Source organism: Brachybacterium sp. (genome assembly GCF_036379615.1).
Taxonomy (GTDB): domain Bacteria; phylum Actinomycetota; class Actinomycetes; order Actinomycetales; family Dermabacteraceae; genus Brachybacterium.
Genome location: NZ_DASVGJ010000067.1, coordinates 54,324 through 75,808, shown reverse-complemented (window position 1 = coordinate 75,808; position 21,485 = coordinate 54,324). Strand labels below are relative to the sequence as shown.

The following is a 21,485-nucleotide window of genomic DNA, read 5'->3' as shown; positions in this document are numbered from 1 at the left end:
CGCCCTGACCCCGGGCCACGTCACTTCTGGGGAGTGTTCGCCCGGATCGCGGCGACGATGGCACGGTGCTGCCCGGCCTGCGCTCGTCGCTCCTGCTCCGGCACGTCCTGTCCCAGCACCGCGGCCCAGATCGGCACCATCTCCTCGTGATAGGAGTGGCCGTGCCCGCCGGCGACGGCGATGGACAGCGGCATGTCCGCCGCGATCTGCCAGAAGGTGATCCACGGGAACCAGCGCATCGCCGGGGTGACGTCATGCCCCACCCGTTCCTGCAGCCAGGCGGGTTCGCGCCACAGCAGCGACGGATCGAGCCAGACCACCGGATCCGAGGGGTGCTGGGCGTAGACTACCCGGGGATGCTGCCACTGCTCGTAGAGGCCGCCCCAGTAGTTGCGGTGCAGCTCGCGGGGGCGGGTGACCACCCGGATGTGTCGGCCGCCGTCGAAGATCGGTGCCACCGCGGGGGAGCCGGGACGGGCCTGAGTCGTCAGCTGCTGCCACAGCGGGGTGAAGCTCGGCGTGCCGGTCCACACCGCGCCGTCGACCGTGGAGAGCATCTCCGGGACGTCGCGGAAGGCGGCCTGCCCGCCGAAGGAGCCCAGCGACTCCCCGGCCACGTACAGGGCCGGGCGGACCTCGGCGGGGAGCTCGGCCAGGCGCCGACGCACCGCCTGGAGCAGCAGCCGGCCGGCCCGCTGGGGGGAGCGACGATCCGCCAGGTAGGCGAGGGGGCTGGGAAAGTACGAGTACTGGATGGAGGCGGTCGCGCAGTTCCCGGCGGTGAGGAACTCGATCGCGGAGAGCGACCACTCCTGCAGCCAGCCGGTCCCGGTACCGGTGAACAGCACCAGCACCTCCCGGTCCCAGGCCCCGGTGCGGTCCAGCTCCGCGACCACCGCCTGCACGGTGTCCTCGAGCGACCGGCTGCTCGAGGCCGCGGCGTAGACACGGATCGGATCCATCGCCTCGCGGCCGACGGTCCTGGCGATCAGGGCGCGATCCGCCCCGCCGGAGACGATCTTGCGGCCGGGGGCGCCGAGGGACTGCCAGGTCTCCAGCGACTCCGGGCCCCCCGAGCGCAGCGTCGAGGTGGGGCGCGGGACGTCCGGGGCGATCAGCCGGTTCGCGGCCTCCGCCTTCTCGATCACCCGCTCGAGCAGGCGGCCACGGACCAGCCGATCGGTGAGGACGGCAAGGGTCGCGGCCGTCAGCAGCAGGGACAGCGCCCCCACCAGGCGCGGAGGGAGGTAGGGGCGCAGCAGCGCCCGGTACAGTCCGGCGGTGGCGATCACGGACCGCACCAGCACCAGCGCGCCGACGGAGGCGCCGATTCCGGCCGCGGAGCCCACCACATGGGTGGCGAGGTTCTTCGGCTCCTGCTGCACCAGATGGCTGATCTCCCGCTGCCGCAGCACACCGCGCACCCACGAGTAGGTCGAGATGCCCACGAGCGCGGCGGCCCCGACCCAGCGTGCGCGACGGCGGTGCTCCGGCGCGATCCTCACCTGCAGGCCGATCGCCCCGCTCAGGCGGCGCACCACCCGGCCCGAGGCCACGCCGAGGGAGTAGCCGTACACCTCGGACACGCCGATGTTCGCCGCCCACATCCACCAGGTGCGCGGCAGCAGGCTCGGGGAGGTGGAGATCCACGCGGTCGCCGACGCTCCGAGGAATCCGGCGGTGTCCAGCGGAGCGGCGATCGCGAGGCGTCGGGCGCGATGCCCCGTGCTCCGGGTCACGGCGCGCACCGCGGCGACGGCACCCCCCATCCAGCTGGTCGGGCCGGGACGGGACGGTGCGGGGCCGAAACGCATGGGGGCAGGCTATCGGACCCGCCTGCTGCCCCGCGAGGGACTTCCGCTCCGTAGTCTGTGCCCATGAAGATCCTGATTCCCGACACCATTCCGCTGACGCCCGAGCTCCCCGACGGATGGGAGGCCGTGGTGATCGACGCCCGTGAGGCGATCCCGGCCGAGCATCATGACGCCGCGGTGCTCGTGGTGTGGGGCGCCTCCCGCCGCCACCTCGCCTCCGCGGCCGAGCACCTGGGGGAGCTGCGGCTGGTGCAGTCGCTCTCCGCCGGGATCGATGGCATCCTCGCCGCCGGGTTCGGCCCCGGGGTGGAGATCGCCGCCGGCGCCGGCCTGCACTCCCTCACCGTCTCCGAGCACGCCCTGGCCCTGCTGCTGAGCCTGCTGCGCCGCCTGCCGGAGAGCCGCGAAGCGCAGCAGCGTCACGAATGGTCCGCCGAGCTCGGCGGGCTGCAGCCGTTGCACCCCGAAGGACGGCTGACCACCCTGATCGGCGCCCGCGTGCTGATCTGGGGCTTCGGCCAGATCGGTCAGAACCTCGCCCCGACCCTCCAGGCGCTCGGCGCCGAGGTGCGCGGTGCGGCGCGCAGCGCCGGGACCCGCAACGGCATCGAGGTCATCGCCGAGGAGGATGTGCTGGCCGCGTTGCCCGAGGTCGACGTGCTGATCGACATCCTGCCCGCGACGGAGCAGACCACCGGGGCGGTGGGCCGCGAGGTGCTCGCCGCGCTGCCCGACCACGCGATCCTGATCAACGTGGGCCGCGGCGCGACGGTGGACCAGGACGCGCTGCGCCAGGCGCTCGAGGCGGGCACGCTCGGCAGTGCCGGACTCGACGTGACCACCCCCGAACCGCTGCCAGCCGAGGACCCGCTGTGGCACGCGCCGCGGCTGCTGATCACCCCGCACGCGGCGGGCGGCCGCCCGGTGGGAGCCGACGAGCGAATCTCGATGAACCTCCGCGCCCTGGTGGACGGCACCGAGCGGCTCCACGTCGCCGCGCGCTGAGGAGCCTGCCGGGCTGCGCGCCCCGCAGGGCGCTCGAGAGAAGCAGGGGCCCGGTGACAGCTGCCACCGGGCCCCTGCGCTCAGGACGTCGTCTGCGGCATCGAGGATGCCGCGACGGTCACGAGCCCTTGCCGAACGGGTTCCGCGGGCCGCGGCGACGACTGCGGGCGGCGCCATCCTCCGCAGCAGGCACGACCGGGACCTCACCGGTGTAGGTCGACAGATGCTCGGCCACCTGGGCCTCGACCTGCTCCGCGAACCGGTCCTCGACGCGGTCGCTGATCTCGTCGGTGAGCTCCTCCGAGTAGCGCTCCATGAATTCGCGCTGGCGGATCCGGAGCTCGAGCCTCTCGATGACCTTGACCTCTCGGCTCAGCGAGCGCCACAGCGAGAAGGTCATGCCGATCATCACGACGGAGAAGGGCAGTGCCGAGAGCAGGGCGAGCGCCTGCAGCCCCTCCATGCCCGAGGCCCCATCGCTGGACAGCGAGCTGACCCAGATGAGGGCTGCGGCGATGATGCCGGAGGTGGAGGCCCAGAAGATGCGCGTGATCCGCGGCGGGTTCGGATTGCCCTTGTGCGCGATCATGTCCATCACGAAGGCGCCGGAGTCGGCGCTGGTGATGAAGAAGATCGAGACCAGGATGACGGCGACGCCGGACAGCAGCGCCCCGGCGGGCAGCTGGGAGAAGGTGTCGAACAGCGCGGTGTTGGGATCGATGTCCCCGGTGCCGCCGGTGAAGTCGACGCCCTCGATGACGGACTCGTACAGCGCGGTGCCGCCCATGATGGTGAACCACAGGAACGTCAGCGCGGTCGGCACCAGCAGCACGCCGGTGACGAACTCGCGGATCGTGCGTCCCTTGGAGATGCGGGCGATGAAGACGCCGACGAAGGGCGACCAGGAGATCCACCAGCCCCAGTAGAAGGTGGTCCACCCGTTGATCCAGGTGGCACCCTCCTCGCCGCGGAACGGCAGGGTCTGGAAGGACAGCTGCAGGAAGTTCTGCAGGTAGTAGCCGACGTTCGAGACCACGTCGCGCAGCAGGAACAGGGTCGGGCCCAGGATCAGCACGGTGATCAGCAGCAACGCCGCCAGGCCCATGTTCAGGTTCGACAGGATCTTGATGCCCTTGTCGACGCCGCTCGCTGCGCTCAGCGTGGCCAGCGCGGTGACCACGAGGATGATGATGACCTGCACCAGCGTCGAGTTGGGCAGCACGCCCAGGTGGTCCAGGCCCGCGGCGATCTGGTTCACGCCGAAGCCGAGCGAGGTGGCGATGCCGAACAGGGTGCCCACCAGGGCGATGATGTCGATGACGTCGCCGATCCAGGTGTCGGTGCGCTTGCCGAGGACCGGCTCGAGCGCCCACCGGATGGAGACCGGGCGGCCCTTGCGGTGCACGGCGTAGGCGACGGCGAGGCCGACGACCACGTAGATGCCCCAGGCGTGCAGGCCCCAGTGGAGGAAGGTCTGGCCCAGGGCGCGCTCGGCGCGATCCGGATCGGCCAGGCCCGCGGCGTTCGGCGGGGCCCCGTTCTCGCTGTAGAAGGTCAGCGGCTCGGCGGCGCCCCAGAAGACCAGGCCGATGCCCATGCCGGCGGCGAAGAGCATGGCGAACCAGGAGAACATGCTGAACTCTGGCTCGTCGTCGTCCTTGCCGAGCTTGATGTTGCCCATGCGGCTCGCGGCGACCACGATGCCGAAGGCCACGAAAGCGGTGACGATCAGGACGTAGTACCAGCCGATCGAGCTCACGACCGTGGAGTTCAGCGTCGAGATCGCGGCGTTGAACGCGTCGGGGAGGATCAGCGCGAACCCCACGGCGAGCAGGATGATCCCTGCCGAGACGAAGAAGACGGGCTTCGAGAGGGCGTATGCCGGGGAGGGCGGCGTCGGGGGATCGTCGGTCCTACGGCCACCGGCGGGCGGCGACGAGTGAGGCGTGCTGCTGGCCTTCGAGGAGGTCACGGGCTCTCTTTCGGAGGGGGACAAGGGAAATGAGGCCTCATTACCGTAACCCCCGGGCGCCTGTCATGTCTGCGAAGGGGCGTCAGAGAGCTCGAGTCGGCCCTCCCGGGTGCGACTCCCCACAACCTTCACGTGCGTCTGCGCGCAGTGCCGACACCAGTCGCCGCGACCGGTCCACCTCCCCTGGCGGCGTCTTCGCGCCCCAGCTCCTCCTCAGTCGGTGAGGCTCCCGGCGAGCTCCTCGACCGCCCGGGCGGAGATCTCCGCGACCACGTCGAGCTCGAGATGGAACTGCTGGCCCGCAGCCGGACCGCACAGGTCCGAGACCGCACGCAGTGCGGCGAAGGGGACTCCCAGCGCCTCCGCGGTGCGGGCGCTCGCGGTGGTCTCCATGTCCGCGCTCAGCGCGGAGGGGAACCGCTCCCGCATCGGCGCGGCGATCTCGGCGGTGACGAATGCGTCCCCGGAGAGCATCAGGCCGCGGCGCGTGCCGGGGCCGTCCGGTGACTGCGCGGCGGTCCGGCGCGCGGCCTGCTCGGCCGCCTTGACCCAGGTGGGCTGCGCCGAGAAGCGCTCGGGGCCGCCCGGCACCTGACCGGGGGCGTAGCCGAAGGCGGTGGCGTCGGCGATCGAGTAGGTGAAGGTCTCGCCGACGATCAGGGTGCCCACCTCGACGTCGGCCCCGAGCCCGCCGCAGGAGCCGGCGGCCACGACCAACGAGGGGGAGGAGCTGAGGATCGCCCAGGTGGCCGCGGCGGTCGCGGCGGCGATGCCGATGCCGGTGGTCACCACCAGCGTCTCGGTGCCGGCGAGCATGCCGCGCTCGGCCGTGACGCCCTCGGTGAAGGGGGTCTCGAGCGCACGGCGCCCGCTGAGTCGCTCGAGCAGCGGAGCCGCCTCCTCGGGCATCGCGACCAGGACCAGCAGCGGCCCCGACGGGACCGCGGGGACATCGGCGGCCGCAGCGGGGGAGGGCACAGACGAAGAGGGCACAGGCGAGGAGGGCATGCCCGGAGCGTACCGGGGAGGAGGGCCTGGTGCGGAGCGGGGTCCCAGGAGGATTCGTTACGCTGATCCCACACGCCAGCGAGGCGACCGGGCACGGTCGCGGACAGGAGGCACCGATGGGCCGCATCCGAGACGCCGTGGTGACGGGGGCGCGGGCGGTGCGCCGCATCCCGATCCCCTCGACCCTGACCCATCAGGCGCTGCGGGAGGCCCGCAGCCCGCAGCCTCCCGGTCACGTGCTGAAGTCGCACGCGATCGAGCCCGAGATGATCGGCCGCACCCGCACCGTCTGGCTCGACGAGCACCGGGCCTCGCGAGGCCTGATCGTCTACCTCCACGGCGGCGCCTACGTCTCCGGACCGTTCACGAGCGACTGGGCATGGCTCTCCCGGCAGGTGGACGCCCTGGGCTGCGCGGGGCTGATGATCGACTACCGCAACGCCCCCGACCACCAGCACCCGGTGGGCCGGGACGACGTCGAAGCGGTGCTCGACGCCCTCGCGGCCGACGGCAGGCTCGCCGACCGTCCGTGGGTGCTGGCCGGTCAGCACTCCGGTGGCGGTCTGGCCTTCGTCATCGCGCGGCGCCTGCGCGAGCGGCCGGAGATCCCCGCGCCGTCGGCACTGATCGCGATGTCACCCTGGCTGGACCTCGAGCTCTCCAACGCCGGGATCACCGAGACCGACCAGGTCGACCCGGTCCACGAACGTCGCCTGCTGCGGGACGCCGCCCGGCGCTACGCCGGACGCACCGCCTTGGATGATCCGGGTCTCTCGCCCATCAACGCCAGCCTGGAAGGGCTGCCGCCGGTCCACCTGAGCGTCGGCATGCGCGACCTGTTCCTCTCCGAGGTGCGGGTGGCCAGGCTGCAGCTCGAGGAGAACGGTGCGGACCTGCACTACCGCGAGATCAGCGGACGGCTCGGTCTGCAGCTGATCCCTCGCCGGGGCGAGGACATCGAGCGGCTGCACCGGGAACAGGCGGACCTGCTGGCCCGTGTGCTGGAGCCGAAGGGCTGAGAGCGCTCAGCTCCGCTTGATCCGCTGGGCTCCTGCCGCTCGCAGCACGTCGCTCAGCTCTCGATGATCACCAGGGCGGCGCCGGGTGCGCAGGCGGTGCGGGGGCGCCGCGGGAGCAGGCGCACCATCCCGGCGATCAGCAGGGCGTGCCCGACCGTGTAGGTGAGCATCACCAGCTCGGTGCTGAAGGCGATCGACGCCCCCGGCAGGAACCAGTCCATCGCCAGCAGCGAGCTGGAGAGCAGGAAGAGCGTGCCCCCGGACCAGGTCAGGCCGTTGCCGCCCGCGGCGAGGAACGCCATCGTGGCCAGCGCCACCGCATAGGCGCCGACCACGGCCAGCAGCGGACCGGCGCCATCCGCGCAGGCCACGAACAGCCCGATCACCACGCCGCCGTACGGGATGGCCAGGGCGATGCGCATCGCGTCGCGGCTGCGGGCCCACAGCGGCGCCAGCGCGGCGGAGTACAGGATCAGCGCGCCGAGGAAGCCGGCCACCGTGACTTCCTGCATGACCCCGGGGACGAACTGGCCCAGGGAGTCGCCCGCCCACGCGCACAGCAGGCCCGCGACCAGCAGGGAGGTGGTTCGTGAGCGCAGCGGCACCGCGGTGAGCAGAACCGCCATCAGCAGCGGGACGAACAGAGGCTGGGTGACGCGCTGGGTCAGCTCCGACCCGGTCATCACGGCCCCGACATGCACCAGCACGGTCAGGGCGTACGCGCCCCACAGCGCGAGATGGAGGGGGCGTATCGGCGGCACTGCTCAAGAGTAGGAAGCGCATCCCGCCCGGACCAGGGAACCGACCACCGTGCACGGGCACGTTTGGGTAACACCCGGGCACGTTTGGGTCACGGCCGCTCGAGCGCGGGCGCTATGTCGTGATCGTCCGCTTCTCCCGCGCCTCACATCTGCTGCGGCGCGTTCACCCCGAGCGCGTCCAGACCCTCGACGAGCACCCGCTCCGTGAGCTGGGCGAGCGCCAGGCGACCGGAGCGCACCTCCTCATCGACCTCCTTGAGGATCGGTGAGGCCTCGTAGAAGGAGGTGAACGCCTGCGCGAGCGAGAACAGGTAGGCGCACAGCCGGTGCGGCTCGTACTCGGCGCCCACGCTCACGAGCGTCGGACCGAACTCCAGCAGCGCGAGCGCGAGCGCGCGCTCCGCCTCGTTCTCCACGCGCGGCGCGGCGGCCGCGGTGAGCCCCTGCGCCTCGGCCTTGCGGCTGATCGAGCGGATCCGCGCCACCGCGTACTGCAGGTACGGGGCGGTGTTGCCGGTCAGCGCCAGCATCCGCTCGAGGTCGAAGGTGTAGTCGGAGTCGTGCGCGGTGGAGAGATCGGCGTACTTCACACCGCCGATGCCGATGTCGTGCGCGATCTGCGCCCGCTCCGTCTCGGGCAGGTCCGGACGCAGCTCGTCGATGACCGTGCGGGCGGCGGCCACGGCCTCCTCGAGCAGCGCCATCAGCCGCAGGGAGGAGCCGGAGCGGGTGCGCAGGATCTTGCCGTCCTCGCCGAGCACCGAGCCGATCTTCACGTGCGTCGCCTCGACCTCCGCCGGCAGCCAGCCGGCCTCGCGGGCCGCGGCGAACACCATCTGGAAGTGCAGGCCCTGGGCGGAGCCGACCACATAGCCGATGCGGTCGGCGTCCAAGGTGCCCACCCGGTGCCGGATCGCGGCGAGATCCGTGGTGGCGTAGCCGTAGCCGCCGTCGGACTTGCGGATGATCAGCGGCAGCGGCTGCTCGTCCCGGCCGATGAAGCCCTCCGGGAACACGCACAGCGCCCCGTCGGAGATCCTCGCGATGCCGGCGGCCTCGAGGTCGTCGCACACGGCCTCGAGCAGATCGTTGTAGGTGGACTCCCCGGCGAGGTGATCATCGGTGAGGGTCACGCCGAGCATGTCGTATATGCGGTGGAAGTAGAGCGTGGACAGCTCCACCAGGTTCGTCCAGATCCTCAGCGACTCGGCGTCGCCGGACTGCAGGGTCGCCACCCGCCTCCGGGAGCGGGAGGCGAAGTCGCCGCCCGCCAGCTCGGAGCCCGACGGATCGGCCTGCTCCGCCGCATCGAACTTCGCCCGCGCCGCCTGGTAGAAGGCATTCGGATCGGTCTTCAGCAGCTCTGCCTCGGCACCGTCCTCGCCCACCTCCAGCAGGTGCTCGATGAGCATGCCGAAGGGCGTGCCCCAGTCGCCGATGTGGTTCTGCCGCACCACGGTGCGGCCGAGCTTCTCCAGGGTGCGGGCGATCGAATCGCCCACCACGGTGGTGCGCAGGTGGCCGACGTGCATCTCCTTGGCGACGTTCGGCGCCGAGTAGTCCAGCACCACGGTCTCGGCCCGCTCGGGCGCGGGCACGCCGAGGGCGGCCGACGGGTCCACCAGCTCCGCGGCCTGGGCCGCGATCCACTCGGTGCGCAGGCGGATGTTCAGGAATCCGGGACCGGCGATCTCCGGCTCCTCGGCGATGTCGCTGAGATCCACGGCCGTGACGATCTCCGCGGCGATGTCGCGCGGCTTCCTGCCCAGGCGCTTGGCCAGGCCCATCGCGGCATTGCACTGGAAGTCCGCGAACTGCGAGGGGCGGATGATCGGATCCGCGTCGGAGTACTCGGGGCCGAAGGCGGCGGCGAAGGCGGTCTGGAAGCGCTGGGTCAGCGCGATCTCGGGAGCAGGCATGCGCCCAGGGTAATCGTCGGCCCCGCCCGTATGCCTCCGGATTCCGTGCCGGCGGGCACAGTGCGACCGATGGCACGCAGGAAGCCCGCGGCGGGGGACATCCCCCTGCCGCGTCCCGGCCGGGATGCCTAGGGTGGGGACATGCGCTCCCTCGTCTCGCTGATCCTGAACATCATCTGGCTGCTCACCGCCGGCTGGGCCCTCTTCCTGGGCTATGTGCTGGCGGGCATCCTCGCCTGCATCTTCATCGTCACCATCCCCTTCGGCGTCGCCTCCTTCCGGATCGCGGGCTTCGTGCTGTGGCCCTTCGGCCGTGAGGTGGTGGACACCGGCCGCGGCGGTGCGGCCGGCACGCTCGGCAACGTGATCTGGTTCGTGATCGCCGGCTGGTGGCTCGCGCTGGGCCATGTGGGCACCGCGATCGCCCAGGCCATCACCATCATCGGGATCCCGCTCGCCTGGGCGAACCTCAAGCTCATCCCGGTCACCTGCTTCCCCTTCGGCAAGGAGATCATGGACTCGGACTCCGCCCGGGCGCGGATGTTCCCGACGGCCCGCTGACCCGTGGCGGCGCCCGCATCGCTCCCTCCCGAGCCCGTCGGCCCTCCCGAGCCCGTCGGCCCTCCCGAGCCCGTCGATCAGGACGAGTACCGCCGCCTGAGCGATCTGCTCGCCGTGGGCCTGGCCGTGGTCACCACCCGGCAGGGCCCGCACGACCTCGCGGTGACCGTCGATTCCTATCTCGATCTGTCCTACGACCCGCCCACGATGCTGGTGGCGCTGTACGGCATGTCCCGCGCGGCCGAGGCGGTGGAGGAGGCCGGCCACTGCTGCCTCACACTGCTGACCGCCGATCAGCAGGAGCTCGCCGATCGCTTCGGCACGCCCGGCGCACCGCTGCAGGGGATGCTGAACGGTCTCGAGGTGAGCCGCACCGCGGCGGGCGACGCGATCCTGCCCGGGGGACTGGCCCACTTCGCGCTCCGGGTGGACCAGGCAGTGGACGCCGCCACCCACCGGCTGCTGATCGGCCAGGTCGTGGAGATGGGGGAGGGGCGGCTCGACATCGGCCCCGCGGTGCGCTTCGCCGGCGAGAAGCGCGGCCTCGCCTGATCCCGGGACCACCGGGCGCGGCGTCTATCCTCAGAGACATGGATCCGCTCCCCGCCGCCGTGGACCAGCGCCCGTGAACCCGCTGCTGCGCCTGGCGCTGCGCCTGCTCCCCGCCGCCCGCTTCGACGTGCGGGAGGACTACGCGCGGGTGCGCCGACTGCAGCGACAGCTGGCCGCTCTGCCGCCGGCGCGCTACCGCACCCCCACCTGGGACACCTTCTCCGACAGCGGCGACGGCCGACGCGTTCCGGTGCGGGTGTTCACCCCGCGGGAGCGTCGCCGCGACGATCTGCTGCTGTTCTTCCACGGCGGCGGCTGGGTCACCGGGGATATCGAGAGCTACACCCCGGCCTGCGCCACCATGGCGGACCTCACCGGCTGCCGGGTGGCCTCGGTGGACTACCGCCTGGCGCCGGAGCACCCGTTCCCGGCCGGGCTCGAGGACTGCTACGGCACGGCGCGGCGACTGCTCGAGGATCCCGGTCAGGCGGGTCTCGGCGACGCGGACCGGATCGTGCTGGTGGGGGACTCGGCCGGCGGCAACCTCGCCGCGGCCGTCTCCCTTCTGCTGCGCGAGCAGGGCCATCGCGTCCCGAGCCGCCAGATCCTGCTCTACCCGGTCACCCACTGGGACCATGACCCCTCGACCTCGCCCTTCGAGTCGGTGCGCCGCCACGGCGAGGACTACCGCCTCACCAACACCGAGATCGACGACTACTTCGGCCTGTACGTGCCCGATCCGCAGCTGCGGCGCAGCCGCCTGGTCTCCCCGCTGATGGCGGAGGACCTCAGCGGCCAGCCCGAGACCCTGCTGATCACCGCCGAGCTGGACCTGCTGTGCGACGAGGGGGAGGCCTACGGTCACGCGCTCGCCGAGGCCGGCAACCGGGTGCGCCTGCACCGGGTCGACGACGCGCTGCACGGGTTTATCTCCCTGCCCCGCTTCGCGAGGCCGCTGAGGGACGCCTACGAGGTGATCGACGAGTTCCTCGATGGAGGCCCGACAGGGAGCTCGGCCCCGTGAAGCGCCGCCACTGGGTCCGACTGGACAACGCCTCGAACATCTTCCTCGCCGCCCGCAGCGACGCGGATCCCAAGGTGTTCCGGATGGGCGCGGAGCTCGACGACGAGATCGATGCCGGACTCCTGCAGGCGGCCCTCGAGGAGACCTACGACCGCTTCCCGCTCTATCACGCGGTGCTGCGGCGCGGCGTGTTCTGGCACTACCTCCAGGACAGCGACCTCGAGCCCGTGGTCCGTCCCGAGAGCGAGCCCAGCTGCGCGCCGCTCTACCACGTCGACCACCGCACCCTGCTGTTCCGGGTGGTCCACCATCGCCGCCGGATCAGCCTCGAGGTGTTCCACGCGCTCTCCGACGGCACCGGCGCGCTGTGGTTCCTCACCGACCTGCTCACCGCCTACACCCGTCGGCGGTACCCGCAGGAGGTGCTGCCCGGCGACACCGATGCCCAGGAGGCCCGCCCCGGATCGGACGAGTGGCCCGACCCGCCGCCGTCGGAGATCGGCACCCACCCGGGTGCGCAGGCCGCCGAGGAGGTGCACGAGCTGACCACCGACTCCTTCGCCCACTACTTCCGGGGCCGCAGGCGCCGCCGTGCTCCCTCCTCCCACGAGGAGGAGTTCAGCCGCGAGGCCGCCCCCGCCGTGCTCACCGTCGAGGAGGCCGAGCATCCCCACGAGGAGCACGAGGACGCACCGCACCCGGCACCGGCGGCCCGCCGACGGATCCACCGTGTGCGCGGCACCCGCACCCCGGACCATCGCACCCGCGTGCTCGAGCTGACGATGCCGGCGGCGGACGTGCTGGCCCTCGCGAAGGCCGAGGGGGTGGCGCTGACCATGTACCTCACCGCGCTGTTCTTCGAGTCCGTCCGGCGCACCGATCCGCGGGCGCTCTCCGACGCGACGATGGCCGCCTCGGTGCCGGTGAACCTGCGCCAGTTCTTCCCCTCGACCTCCGCGCGGAACTTCTTCGCGACCATCCGGGTCCAGCACACCTTCGGGGAGGGCGACGACTCTCCGGGAGCGATCGCCCGCGCGCTGCAGGAGAGATTCAGCGCCGACGCCACCCCGGAGGCGCTCGAGCACCGACTGCACACCCTGATCCGCTGGGAGCGGCTGGCGCCGGCGCGGATCGTGCCGCGACCGCTCAAGGACCTCGTGCTGCGACTGGTCAACCACGTCAACAATCGCCAGCTCACGGTCGCGATCTCGAACCTCGGCCGGGTCACCCTGCCCGAGCCCGCGCAGTCCCACGTGGGGCGGATGCTCTTCCACGTCTCGGCGGTGCGCCCGCAGTTCTGCGCGATCTCCCACGACGGGCAGCTGACGATCAGCTTCACCTCCCCGTTCGTGGAGACGGCGCATGTGCGGGAGTACGCCCGCCTGCTCGCCGGGGCCGGCATCGACGTCTCCCTCGCCGCCGCTCGCACCACCGAGGAGGAGCTCGCGGGGGTGGAGGCATGAGGGGAAGCATGAGGGAATGCCCCGCCTGCGACGTCCACGTCGAGGGGGAGTGGGAGGCCTGCCCGTTGTGCGGGACGGTTCTGCAGGGAGCGGCACAGCAGGGGCCGGCGCAGCCGGAGCACGCGCTGCGCGGCGCGGACGCGGGGGCGGCGAGCCCGTTCCCGGTCGTGCCGCTGCGCTTCTCCCGCCGCCGGGTGCTGCGCGTGCTGACCCTCACCTCGCTGGGCGTGATCGCGCTGTCCTTCCTCGCCCAGCTGCTGTTCCGGCCCGATGAGCACGGGATCGGGGCGCTGCGCAGCGTGTGGCTCGGCATCGTCGCGACCTGGCTGGTGGTGCTGATGGCGGTGAGAAAGCGCCGCAACCTCGCCAAGTTCATCGTCTATCTGGTGGTGGCCGCGGGAGCGGTGAGCGTGTACTGGGACTACCTGACGCAGTGGGATGCCTGGTCGCTGACCTACGTGGTGCCGATCCTCTGCGCGGCCTCGATCGTGGGACTGCTGATCACCGTGCGGGTGATCCGGATGGCCCTGGCGGACTACGTCGTCTACAGCGGCCTCACGGTGCTGCTGGGCCTGACCCCGATCGTGTTCCTGGCGCTGGGATGGGTGGGCACCTGGATCCCGTCGGCGATCTGCGGGACGCTCAGCCTGCTGACCGTGGTGCTGCTGCTCACCCTCCGCGGCGGCGCGGTCCGTCATGAGCTCGCCACCAGGCTGCACCTCTGAACCGCGTCTCCGTGCCGCGCGACGCAGCCGTCGCCTCGCCCTGTGTCTCCCCGCCGTGTCTCTGCGCCGCGTGACGCATCCCCCGGCCGTGCCCCGGCGCGCCGACGGCGGCGGGGAGCGCGGCCTCCCTAAGATGCGAGACGCACGTCCATGCTCATCGTCAGGCACCTCGTCGTCGAGCTCGCAGTGTGGACCCGAACGGCCCGCGGGCACTCACCAGCAGGAGAGAAGGTCGATGGACAGGGATCGCCATGACGACGGGACCCCGGACGCCGACTGGATCTTCGCCATCGACGACCCGCACAGCCTCCCGACGGACCGCCTGCCCGATCGCGCCGAGTTCGACCGCTATGCCACTCCGCTCCTCGCCCGGCGCGGGCACGGGCCGGCACTGCCCCCCGGGGAGAACGAGACGGTCGACCTCAGCGCTCTGGACCTCGCCACGGCTGACCCCGCCGCGGGGGAGCGCCCGACGGACAGCGGACGGCCGACGGACCGCGAGAGCGGCGCCGAGCCCGATGCCGCGACCGGTGCGATCCCGATGCTCGGCCCCGACGGAGAGCCGGCGGACGTCTCGGACGAGGACACCGCCGCCGCCGAGGAGGCGCTGGTCGCTTCGCTGCCCCGACCGCGCGCCACCTCCTACGCCCGCTCCGGCACCACCCCGAACGCGGAGGAGGACGAGATCCCGTTGAACGGGTTCGTGCTCCCGGAGCGCTTCAAGGAGCTCGGGGTCTTCGACGCACTGCGGGACATCGCCGCGCTGATCTGCCTCGCCGCAGCACTGACCACCGTCTTCACCGTCGCGCACAGCCCGACGCTCGAGCTCGTCGGAAAGATCGGGATCGGCACCGGACTGGTGACCCTGGTCGCGGTGCATCTGCTGCGCTGGGTGCCCGAGAAGCCGCCTCTCACGGCGGTCCGGGTGCTGCGCGTCGTGGGCATGCTGCCCGCGCTGATCACCCCGATCGTCGCCGTCCTCGGGGATCTGGCGCTCTCCCTGCCCGTGCTCTTCGCGTCCCTGCCGGAGGGTCCGCCCGTCGGCATCGGCATCGGCGTCTCCCTGCTGCTGCTCGGCGCGATCCTGGGCATCGAGCCGCGCGCCCACGAGGGCTACCTCCCGCAGGCACAGGCCCGTCGGATGGCGCGCACGGGTCTGGTCGCGGTGGGGGCGGCGAGCGCGGCGGCCCTGCTCATCGCCCTGGTCATGATCATCGGCCGCGTGTTCACCACCGGCTGGCCGTATTCGCTGATGACCTTCGCCAATGCCGTCATCTCCACCCTGCTGCTGGGGATCGTGCTCGCCTCCGCGCTGCGCCGCGAACGCTCCTGGTACGTGTTCTCCACGGCGGTGGTGGCCTCCCTCGTGGTCGCGGCCCTCGCCGACAACACCCTCGGGCTGCAGTTCGCCGCCCCGCTGAGCTTCGCCACCGGATTCGTCTACCTGCCCTTCCTGGTCGCCGCGTTCGGACTGATGATCTCCCGCTCCTTCGTGCGCAGCATGCCGCTGTCCTTCCGCCGCACCGACTGGCTGGTCTTCAGCGTGCGAGCCTTCGAGTTCAGCGCGATCATGCACACCGCCGCCGTGCTGTGGCATCTGCTGGCCACGATCGCGGCACTGGCCGGGCAGGCCCCCGGCAGCCCCGCGCTGCACCTGATCGATGCGGTCGTGTGCGTGTGCTTCGCCGTCGTCTCCCTGTTCGGCCGGACCTCGCTGCTCTCCCGCCCTGCGGTGAGCGCCCGGGCCAGCGGCGTGGTCGCGGCCCTGGTGCTGGTGGTGGTCGGCTTCCTCGACGTCATCGTGAACTCGATCGCGATGGCGGCCGGTGCCGGTCTGGTCACCGGCGGCACGGCCCTCGCCCTCGGGCTCGCCGTGGCGCTGATGCTCACCGTGCCCGCCCCCGTGCGCGACGAGTTCGGCTCCCCGGACGTCACCCGGATGTTCGCCGACTTCCGGGTCCGCGACGGCGGCAAGCAGTCCCTGCTGGACCAGGTCCCGGACGTCACCGCGCAGACCGCCGAGCGCAAGGTCTTCCCCGGCCGCTGAGCGGGCACGCCGCCGACGGCCTGACCGCTCTTCCTCCTCACCCCTCTGGAGAACCATGTTCCGCTGGACCCTGCACGGAAACGGCCGCACCATCGCCGCCGACGCGATCGTGCTGCCCGAGGAGCGGCTGGCCTGGCCGCTCACCATCGGCATCGGCGCCCAGCACGTGGTGGCCATGTTCGGCGCCACCTTCCTGGTGCCGCTGCTGACGGGCTTCCCGCCCTCGACCACCCTGATGTTCTCGGGCATCGGCACGATCCTGTTCCTGCTCATCACGCGGAACAAGGTGCCCAGCTACCTCGGCTCCTCCTTCGCCTTCATCGCGCCGATCATGGCGTCCACGCAGGCGGAGTCGATGGGGGCGGCGCTGGGCGGCGTGATGATCACCGGCGTGCTGCTGGCACTGCTGGGCCTGCTGGTCTCCGCGATCGGCACCCGCTGGATCGGGATGCTGATGCCGCCGGTGGTGATGGGCTCCATCGTCGCGCTGATCGGCTTCAACCTCGCCCCCACGGCGTACGAGAACTTCCAGAAGTCGGCCGTCACCGCGACTGTCACGCTGTTCGCCGTGGTGCTGTGCACCGCCCTGTTCAAGGGCCTGCTGGGTCGGGTCTCGGTGCTGCTGGGCGTGCTGATCGGCTATCTGGTGGCCATGATGCGCGGCGAGGTCGACTTCTCGCCCGTGGCCGAGGCCGCCTGGATCGGCCTGCCCGAGTTCCACCACCCCGAGTTCCACCTCGGACTGCTGCCGATGTTCCTGCCCGTGGTGGTGGTGCTGCTGGCCGAGAACGTGGGCCATGTGACCAGTGTGGGCCTGATGACCGGCCGCAACCTCGACCACATGGTGGGGCGCACCCTCGCCTCCGACGGTCTGGCCACCGCCCTCTCGGCAGGCTTCGGCGGCTCGCCGACCACCACCTACGGCGAGAACATCGGCGTCATGAGCGCCACCCGCGTCTACTCCACCGCCGCCTACTGGGTCGCGGGCGTCGCCGCGCTGCTGCTCTCCCTCTCCCCGAAGGTCGGCGCCGCCATCTTCACCATCCCGCCGGGCGTGCTGGGCGGCGTGACCTTCGTGCTGTACGGACTGATCGGCATCGTCGGCGTGCGCATGTGGGTGGATGGCCGGGTCGACTTCTCCCGTCCGAAGAACCAGTTCACCGCGGGCGTCGCTCTGGTGGTCGGCATCGCGAACGTCACCTGGACCTTCCAGGGCACCGACATGCCGCTGCTCGCCTCCCTGGCCCCCTGGCTCGGCGGCATCCAGCTCACGGGCATCGCGCTGGGCACCCTGGCCGCGCTGGTCATCTACCACCTGATGAACCTGCTGGGCCGGGTGACCGGGACCGAGCCGGCGACGGAGGGTGGCGAGCGCCGAGCCCCGGCCGGGCACTGAGTCCGGGGGCACGCAGTGAGCGGGAGCGAGCGCATCGCCTCCCGCCGGGCGCGTCCAGTATTGAGCAACAGTGGACGTGCATAATCAGGTAAGGCTAGGCTTCCCGTCGTGCCGCTCGCCTCGCCCGCCCCCGCCCCCGCCCTGACGGGCCACGACCTCCACCTGCGCTACGGTCGGGTGCCCGTCGTCCACGGGGTCTCGATCGCCCTGAGGCCGGGAACGGTCACCGCCCTGCTCGGTCCCAACGGCAGCGGCAAGTCCACCGTGCTGCGGGCTCTGGCCCACCTGCATCCGCTCAGCGGCGGCGACGTCCAGCTCGAGGGCCCTGAGGGCAGGCGCAGCACCGATCTGCTGCACGCCAAGGACCTGGCCCGCGCGCTGACGCTGTTCACCCAGTCCCGCACCAGCCCGCAGGGACTCTCCGTCCGGGACGTGGTCGCCTTCGGCCGGCACCCCCACCGCCGCCGCTTCGCCGGCCTCGACGACGCCGATCGGGCCGCGATCGCCCACGCCATGGCGCTCACCGGCATCACCGATTTCGCCGGCCGCGGCGTCCACGAGCTCTCCGGCGGGGAGATGCAGCGCGTCTGGCTCGCCTCCTGCCTCGCCCAGGACACCGGGATCGTGCTGCTGGACGAGCCCACCAACCACCTCGACCTGCGCTACCAGATCGAGACCCTCGACCTCGTGCGCGACCTCGCCGAGGAGCACGGCGTCGCGATCGGCATCGTGCTGCACGACCTCGACCACGCCGCGCGCATCGCCGACCAGGTCGTCCTGCTGAGCGGGGGCGAGGTGCACGCGGCAGGAGAGGTCGCCGAGGTGCTCACCTCCGAGCACCTCAGCGACGTCTACGACATCCCCATCGACGTGGTCCGGGACCCCTTCAGCGGTCGGCTGCGCATCGAGGCGCTGGGCCGACGCGCCGTCCGGATCGCCGCCCCCGCCTGACCGCTCCCGTGCCGCCCCGGCCGCCGTGCGGCCGAAGCGCCGCCCCGCCCTGCCGTACAGCAGTGCCCTTCGACCTGCTCTGCCATTCGCCCTGCCGTCCCGATCCCCTGGAGCCCTCCCATGAGCCGTCCCGCTCGCCGTGCCCTCGCCGCCCTCACCGCTGCAGCCGCACTGCTCGCCCTCTCCGCCTGCGGCACCACCGAGGTCCCCGATCCCACCGCCGCCGGCGGCGGGGACGCCGCCGCGATCAGCGAGTCCTGCGCACAGGACGCCACGGCGACGGCGACCGGACCGGTCGTCCTCACCGATCACTTCGGCCGCGCCGTCGAGCTCGAGGAGCCCGCGACGAAGGTCGCCGTCCTGGAGTGGCAGCAGACGGAGGACCTGTTGACGCTGTGCGTCGCCCCCGTGGCCGTCGCGGACGTCGAGGGCTTCGGCACCTGGGTCACCGCGGAGACCCTGCCCGAGGGCACGGCCGACGTCGGCACCCGCCAGGAGCCGAACCTCGATGCGCTCTACGCCGCCGATCCCGACCTGATCATCGTCGAGGCGAACGGCGCGGACGACGAGATCATCGCCCAGCTCGAGGAGCGCGGTGTGCCGGTCCTGGCCACCCGGGGTGCCGACGCCGCGGACCCCGTCGGCCACATGAAGGACCTCTTCTCCCTGATCGCCGAGGCCACCGGACGCACTGAGCGGGCCGAGGCGGTGCTCGCCGAGTTCGACGAGCACGTGGCCGAGGCGACGACGGCGGTCGAGGACGCCGACCTCACCACCACGGACTTCCTCTACTTCGACGGCTGGATCGATGGCGGCAACGTCTCGATCCGTCCCTTCGGCGACGGGGCCCTGTTCACGGCGCTCGGCGAAGAGATGGGGCTCACGCCCGCATGGACCGGAGAGGTCGATCCCGCCTACGGCCTCGGTCAGACCGATATCGAGGGGCTCACGGCCGTGGGTGACGCGCACCTGTTCTACACCGGCACCTCGGATCCCTCGGGCGACTACGTCACCGAGCTCGAGAAGAACGACATCTGGACCTCGCTGCCCGCCGTCCAGGAGGACAGGGCCCACGCCTTCCCGGGCGGGATCTGGACCTTCGGCGGGCCCCGCTCCTCCGAGCAGGCGATCGACGCCTACGTCGAGATCCTCACCGCCCCGTGACCGCGGCGCCCGCGCGGCAGGCCTCCGCTCCTCAGGCGCTGCGCACCGGCGGGATCGTCGCCGGCGTCGCGACCCTGGTGGCGCTCGCGATCGCGGTGCTCGCCACGGGGACGTGGCATCTCACCCAGGGCACCTCCGGGATCGGCGCGGGAGATCTGCTGCGCTATGCGCTCGGGGCGCGGGAGAGCATCGGCACGGTCGCCGTGCAGGACGTGCTCACCGCCTCCCGCCTGCCGCGCCTGGCCGCGGGGGTCGCCGTCGGCGTCGCCCTCGGCGCGGCCGGCGCCCTGCTGCAGTCGATCTCCCGCAACGCCCTGGCCTCCCCGGACACCCTCGCGGTCACGGCCGGGTCCTATTTCGCGCTCAGCGCCGTGGCGGCCTTCGGGCTGGCCGTGCCGCTGTGGGCGTCGGGCGCGGTCGCCTTCGTCGGCGGCCTGCTCGCCGCGGGGCTGGTGCTGGGGCTGGCAGGAGGAGCCGGATCCTCCACCACGCGCCTGATCCTCGCCGGCTCCGCGGTCGCGATGGCGCTGCAGTCCGGGACCTCGATGCTGCTGATCCTCTTCGAGTCCGAGACCACCGGACTGTACGCCTGGGGGAGCGGCTCCCTCTCGCAGCTGAACCTCGACGCCTCGCTGCGGGCGCTGCCCGTGATCGCCGCGATGCTGCTGGTGGGTCTGCTCCTCGCGCGTCGCCTGGACGTGCTGGGCCTCGGGGACGATGCCGCGAGCTCCCTGGGGGTGCCCGTCGTCTCCACCCGGGTGGCCGCCGTGCTCTGCGCCGTGCTGCTCTCCAGCATCGCCGTCACCGTCGCCGGGCCCATCGCCTTCGTGGGCCTGGGCGCGCCCGTGCTCGCGCGACTGCTCGGGAACCTCGTCCCCGCCCTCCACCGCCACCTCCTGCTGATCCCTGCCTCCGGGCTGCTGGGAGCACTGGTGGTGCTCCTGGCCGACGCGGGTCTGCGCGCGCTGCTGACCCCTCAGGGCGCCGCCTCGATCCCCACCGGCATCCCCACCGCCCTGCTCGGCGCGATCGTCTTCGTGCTGCTGGCCCGCAGGCTGCGCGACTCCGGCCCGGCGGCCCAGCCCCCGCTGGTCCGGACCGGGATCCGCTCCCGGCGCCGCGTCCTCCTGGTGCTGACGGTGCTGAGCCTGCTGTGCCTCGGAGCGGTCGTGCTGGGGCTGCTGGCCGGCAGCCTGTGGCTGCGCCTGGGCGATATCGGGCTGTGGATCCAGGGCGGGGCGCCCGAGCTGGTGTCCCGGGCGTTCTCCGAGCGGATCCCCCGGGTCGCGGCCGCCGTGCTCGCGGGCGCCGCCCTGGCTCTGGCCGGCTGCGTGGTCCAGTCCACGGTCCGCAATCCGCTCGCCGAGCCGGGCCTGCTGGGCATCACCGCCGGCGCGGGCCTCGGGGCGGCGAGCGTGGTGACCGTGCTCGGCGGCGGCCGCTCGCTGATGGTCCTGGTCGCCGTCCTCGCCGGAGTCGCCACTTTCGCGCTGATCGCGGCGCTGACCTGGAGAGGCGGCATCCTGCCGGAGCGCTTCGTGCTGATCGGCATCGGTGCCGGCTACGGGATGAGCGCCCTGACGGCCTTCACGCTGCTGAGCGCGAACCCCTGGGACACCCCGAAGATCCTCACCTGGCTCTCGGGCACCACGTACGGGCGCAGCCTCCCCGACGTCGTCCCCGTGCTCCTCGCCCTCGTGATCGCCGTCCCGCTGCTGCTGGCTATGCACCGCGAGCTGGACCTGCTCTCGATCGACGAGGACACCCCCAGGATCCTCGGGGTGAGGCTGGACCGCACCCGGTTCGCGGTGATGGGCGTGGCGGCGGTGCTCGCCGCGATCAGCGTCGTGGCGGTCGGGGTGGTCGGCTTCGTAGGGCTGGTCGCCCCGCACCTGGCCCGCGCCCTCGTCGGTGGCCGGCACCTGCGCGCGATCCCGGTGGCGATGCTGCTGGGCGGCACCCTCGTGGGTCTCGCCGATGCACTGGGTCGTTCGCTCATCGCCCCCGCCCAGATCCCCGCCGGGCTGATGGTCGCCCTGCTGGGCGCGCCGTACTTCGTGTGGCTGCTGTGGAGGTCGCGGGTGTGAGACGGCGACCGCGGACC

17 protein-coding genes are annotated in these 21,485 nt (G+C 72.1%); 12 read left to right on the top strand and 5 right to left on the bottom strand.

All coding sequences use genetic code 11. From position 1 onward, the window contains the following. Window positions 1-20: 20 nt before the first annotated feature. On the bottom strand, window positions 21-1,814 hold the full coding sequence (locus VF289_RS14575; RefSeq protein ID WP_330884631.1) for an alpha/beta hydrolase: 1,794 nt from the start codon (window positions 1,812-1,814) through the stop codon (window positions 21-23). Window positions 1,815-1,877: 63 nt separating this feature from the next. Between VF289_RS14575 and VF289_RS14570 the strand changes: the two genes are divergently transcribed. Beyond that, entirely contained in the window at window positions 1,878-2,819 is a 942-nt protein-coding gene (locus VF289_RS14570) for an NAD(P)-dependent oxidoreductase (protein WP_330884630.1), read from the top strand. Between the two features lie 118 nt (window positions 2,820-2,937). Here VF289_RS14570 and VF289_RS14565 read toward each other — a convergent pair whose 3' ends face one another. After that, on the bottom strand, window positions 2,938-4,791 hold the full coding sequence (locus tag VF289_RS14565; RefSeq protein ID WP_330884629.1) for a BCCT family transporter: 1,854 nt from the start codon (window positions 4,789-4,791) through the stop codon (window positions 2,938-2,940). A gap of 213 nt (window positions 4,792-5,004) precedes the next feature. Then, window positions 5,005-5,799 carry a 5'-methylthioadenosine/S-adenosylhomocysteine nucleosidase gene (gene mtnN / locus VF289_RS14560; protein ID WP_330884628.1) on the bottom strand — a complete coding sequence of 265 codons (795 nt, stop codon included), beginning with the start codon at window positions 5,797-5,799 and terminating at the stop codon, window positions 5,005-5,007. Window positions 5,800-5,915: 116 nt separating this feature from the next. Here mtnN and VF289_RS14555 point away from each other — a divergent pair, with 116 nt between their 5' ends. Then, window positions 5,916-6,818, top strand: a complete 903-nt coding sequence (locus VF289_RS14555; protein ID WP_330884627.1) for an alpha/beta hydrolase fold domain-containing protein — start codon at window positions 5,916-5,918, stop codon at window positions 6,816-6,818. 53 nt (window positions 6,819-6,871) lie between these two features. Here the strand turns inward: VF289_RS14555 and VF289_RS14550 are convergent, their stop codons facing one another. Further along, window positions 6,872-7,579, bottom strand: coding sequence for a lysoplasmalogenase family protein (locus VF289_RS14550; RefSeq protein ID WP_330884626.1), 708 nt, complete (start codon window positions 7,577-7,579; stop codon window positions 6,872-6,874). A 143-nt stretch (window positions 7,580-7,722) separates the two neighbouring features. Further along, window positions 7,723-9,498, bottom strand: a complete 1,776-nt coding sequence (gene argS / locus VF289_RS14545) for an arginine--tRNA ligase (protein ID WP_330884625.1) — start codon at window positions 9,496-9,498, stop codon at window positions 7,723-7,725. A 141-nt stretch (window positions 9,499-9,639) separates the two neighbouring features. Here argS and VF289_RS14540 point away from each other — a divergent pair, with 141 nt between their 5' ends. The 10 genes from VF289_RS14540 to VF289_RS14495 all read left to right on the top strand — a co-directional run bounded on the left by VF289_RS14540 (window position 9,640) and on the right by VF289_RS14495 (window position 21,468). After that, the gene (locus VF289_RS14540; protein ID WP_330884624.1) at window positions 9,640-10,059 is read left to right on the top strand and encodes a YccF domain-containing protein; all 420 of its coding nucleotides are present in this window, start codon (window positions 9,640-9,642) and stop codon (window positions 10,057-10,059) included. A gap of 3 nt (window positions 10,060-10,062) precedes the next feature. Further along, window positions 10,063-10,611 (top strand): flavin reductase family protein, encoded by a 549-nt coding sequence (locus VF289_RS14535; protein ID WP_330884623.1) that lies wholly within the window; start codon window positions 10,063-10,065, stop codon window positions 10,609-10,611. 73 nt (window positions 10,612-10,684) lie between these two features. Continuing rightward, entirely contained in the window at window positions 10,685-11,635 is a 951-nt protein-coding gene (locus tag VF289_RS14530) for an alpha/beta hydrolase (protein ID WP_330884622.1), read from the top strand. Continuing rightward, window positions 11,632-13,098 (top strand): alcohol acetyltransferase, encoded by a 1,467-nt coding sequence (locus tag VF289_RS14525; RefSeq protein WP_330884621.1) that lies wholly within the window; start codon window positions 11,632-11,634, stop codon window positions 13,096-13,098. Before VF289_RS14530 ends, VF289_RS14525 begins: the two co-directional genes overlap by 4 nt. 8 nt (window positions 13,099-13,106) lie before the next feature. Next, the gene (locus VF289_RS14520) at window positions 13,107-13,823 is read left to right on the top strand and encodes a DUF6320 domain-containing protein (RefSeq protein WP_330884620.1); all 717 of its coding nucleotides are present in this window, start codon (window positions 13,107-13,109) and stop codon (window positions 13,821-13,823) included. Between the two features lie 235 nt (window positions 13,824-14,058). Further along, window positions 14,059-15,870 carry a hypothetical protein gene (locus VF289_RS14515; protein WP_330884619.1) on the top strand — a complete coding sequence of 604 codons (1,812 nt, stop codon included), beginning with the start codon at window positions 14,059-14,061 and terminating at the stop codon, window positions 15,868-15,870. Between the two features lie 55 nt (window positions 15,871-15,925). Continuing rightward, complete coding sequence (locus VF289_RS14510; protein WP_330884618.1) at window positions 15,926-17,266, top strand: uracil-xanthine permease family protein; 1,341 nt, start codon at window positions 15,926-15,928, stop codon at window positions 17,264-17,266. A 108-nt stretch (window positions 17,267-17,374) separates the two neighbouring features. Continuing rightward, entirely contained in the window at window positions 17,375-18,217 is an 843-nt protein-coding gene (locus VF289_RS14505) for an ABC transporter ATP-binding protein (protein ID WP_330884617.1), read from the top strand. Window positions 18,218-18,337: 120 nt separating this feature from the next. Next, window positions 18,338-19,381, top strand: a complete 1,044-nt coding sequence (locus tag VF289_RS14500; protein WP_330884616.1) for an iron-siderophore ABC transporter substrate-binding protein — start codon at window positions 18,338-18,340, stop codon at window positions 19,379-19,381. Beyond that, window positions 19,378-21,468 (top strand): iron ABC transporter permease, encoded by a 2,091-nt coding sequence (locus tag VF289_RS14495; RefSeq protein WP_330884615.1) that lies wholly within the window; start codon window positions 19,378-19,380, stop codon window positions 21,466-21,468. Before VF289_RS14500 ends, VF289_RS14495 begins: the two co-directional genes overlap by 4 nt. Window positions 21,469-21,485: the final 17 nt, after the last annotated feature.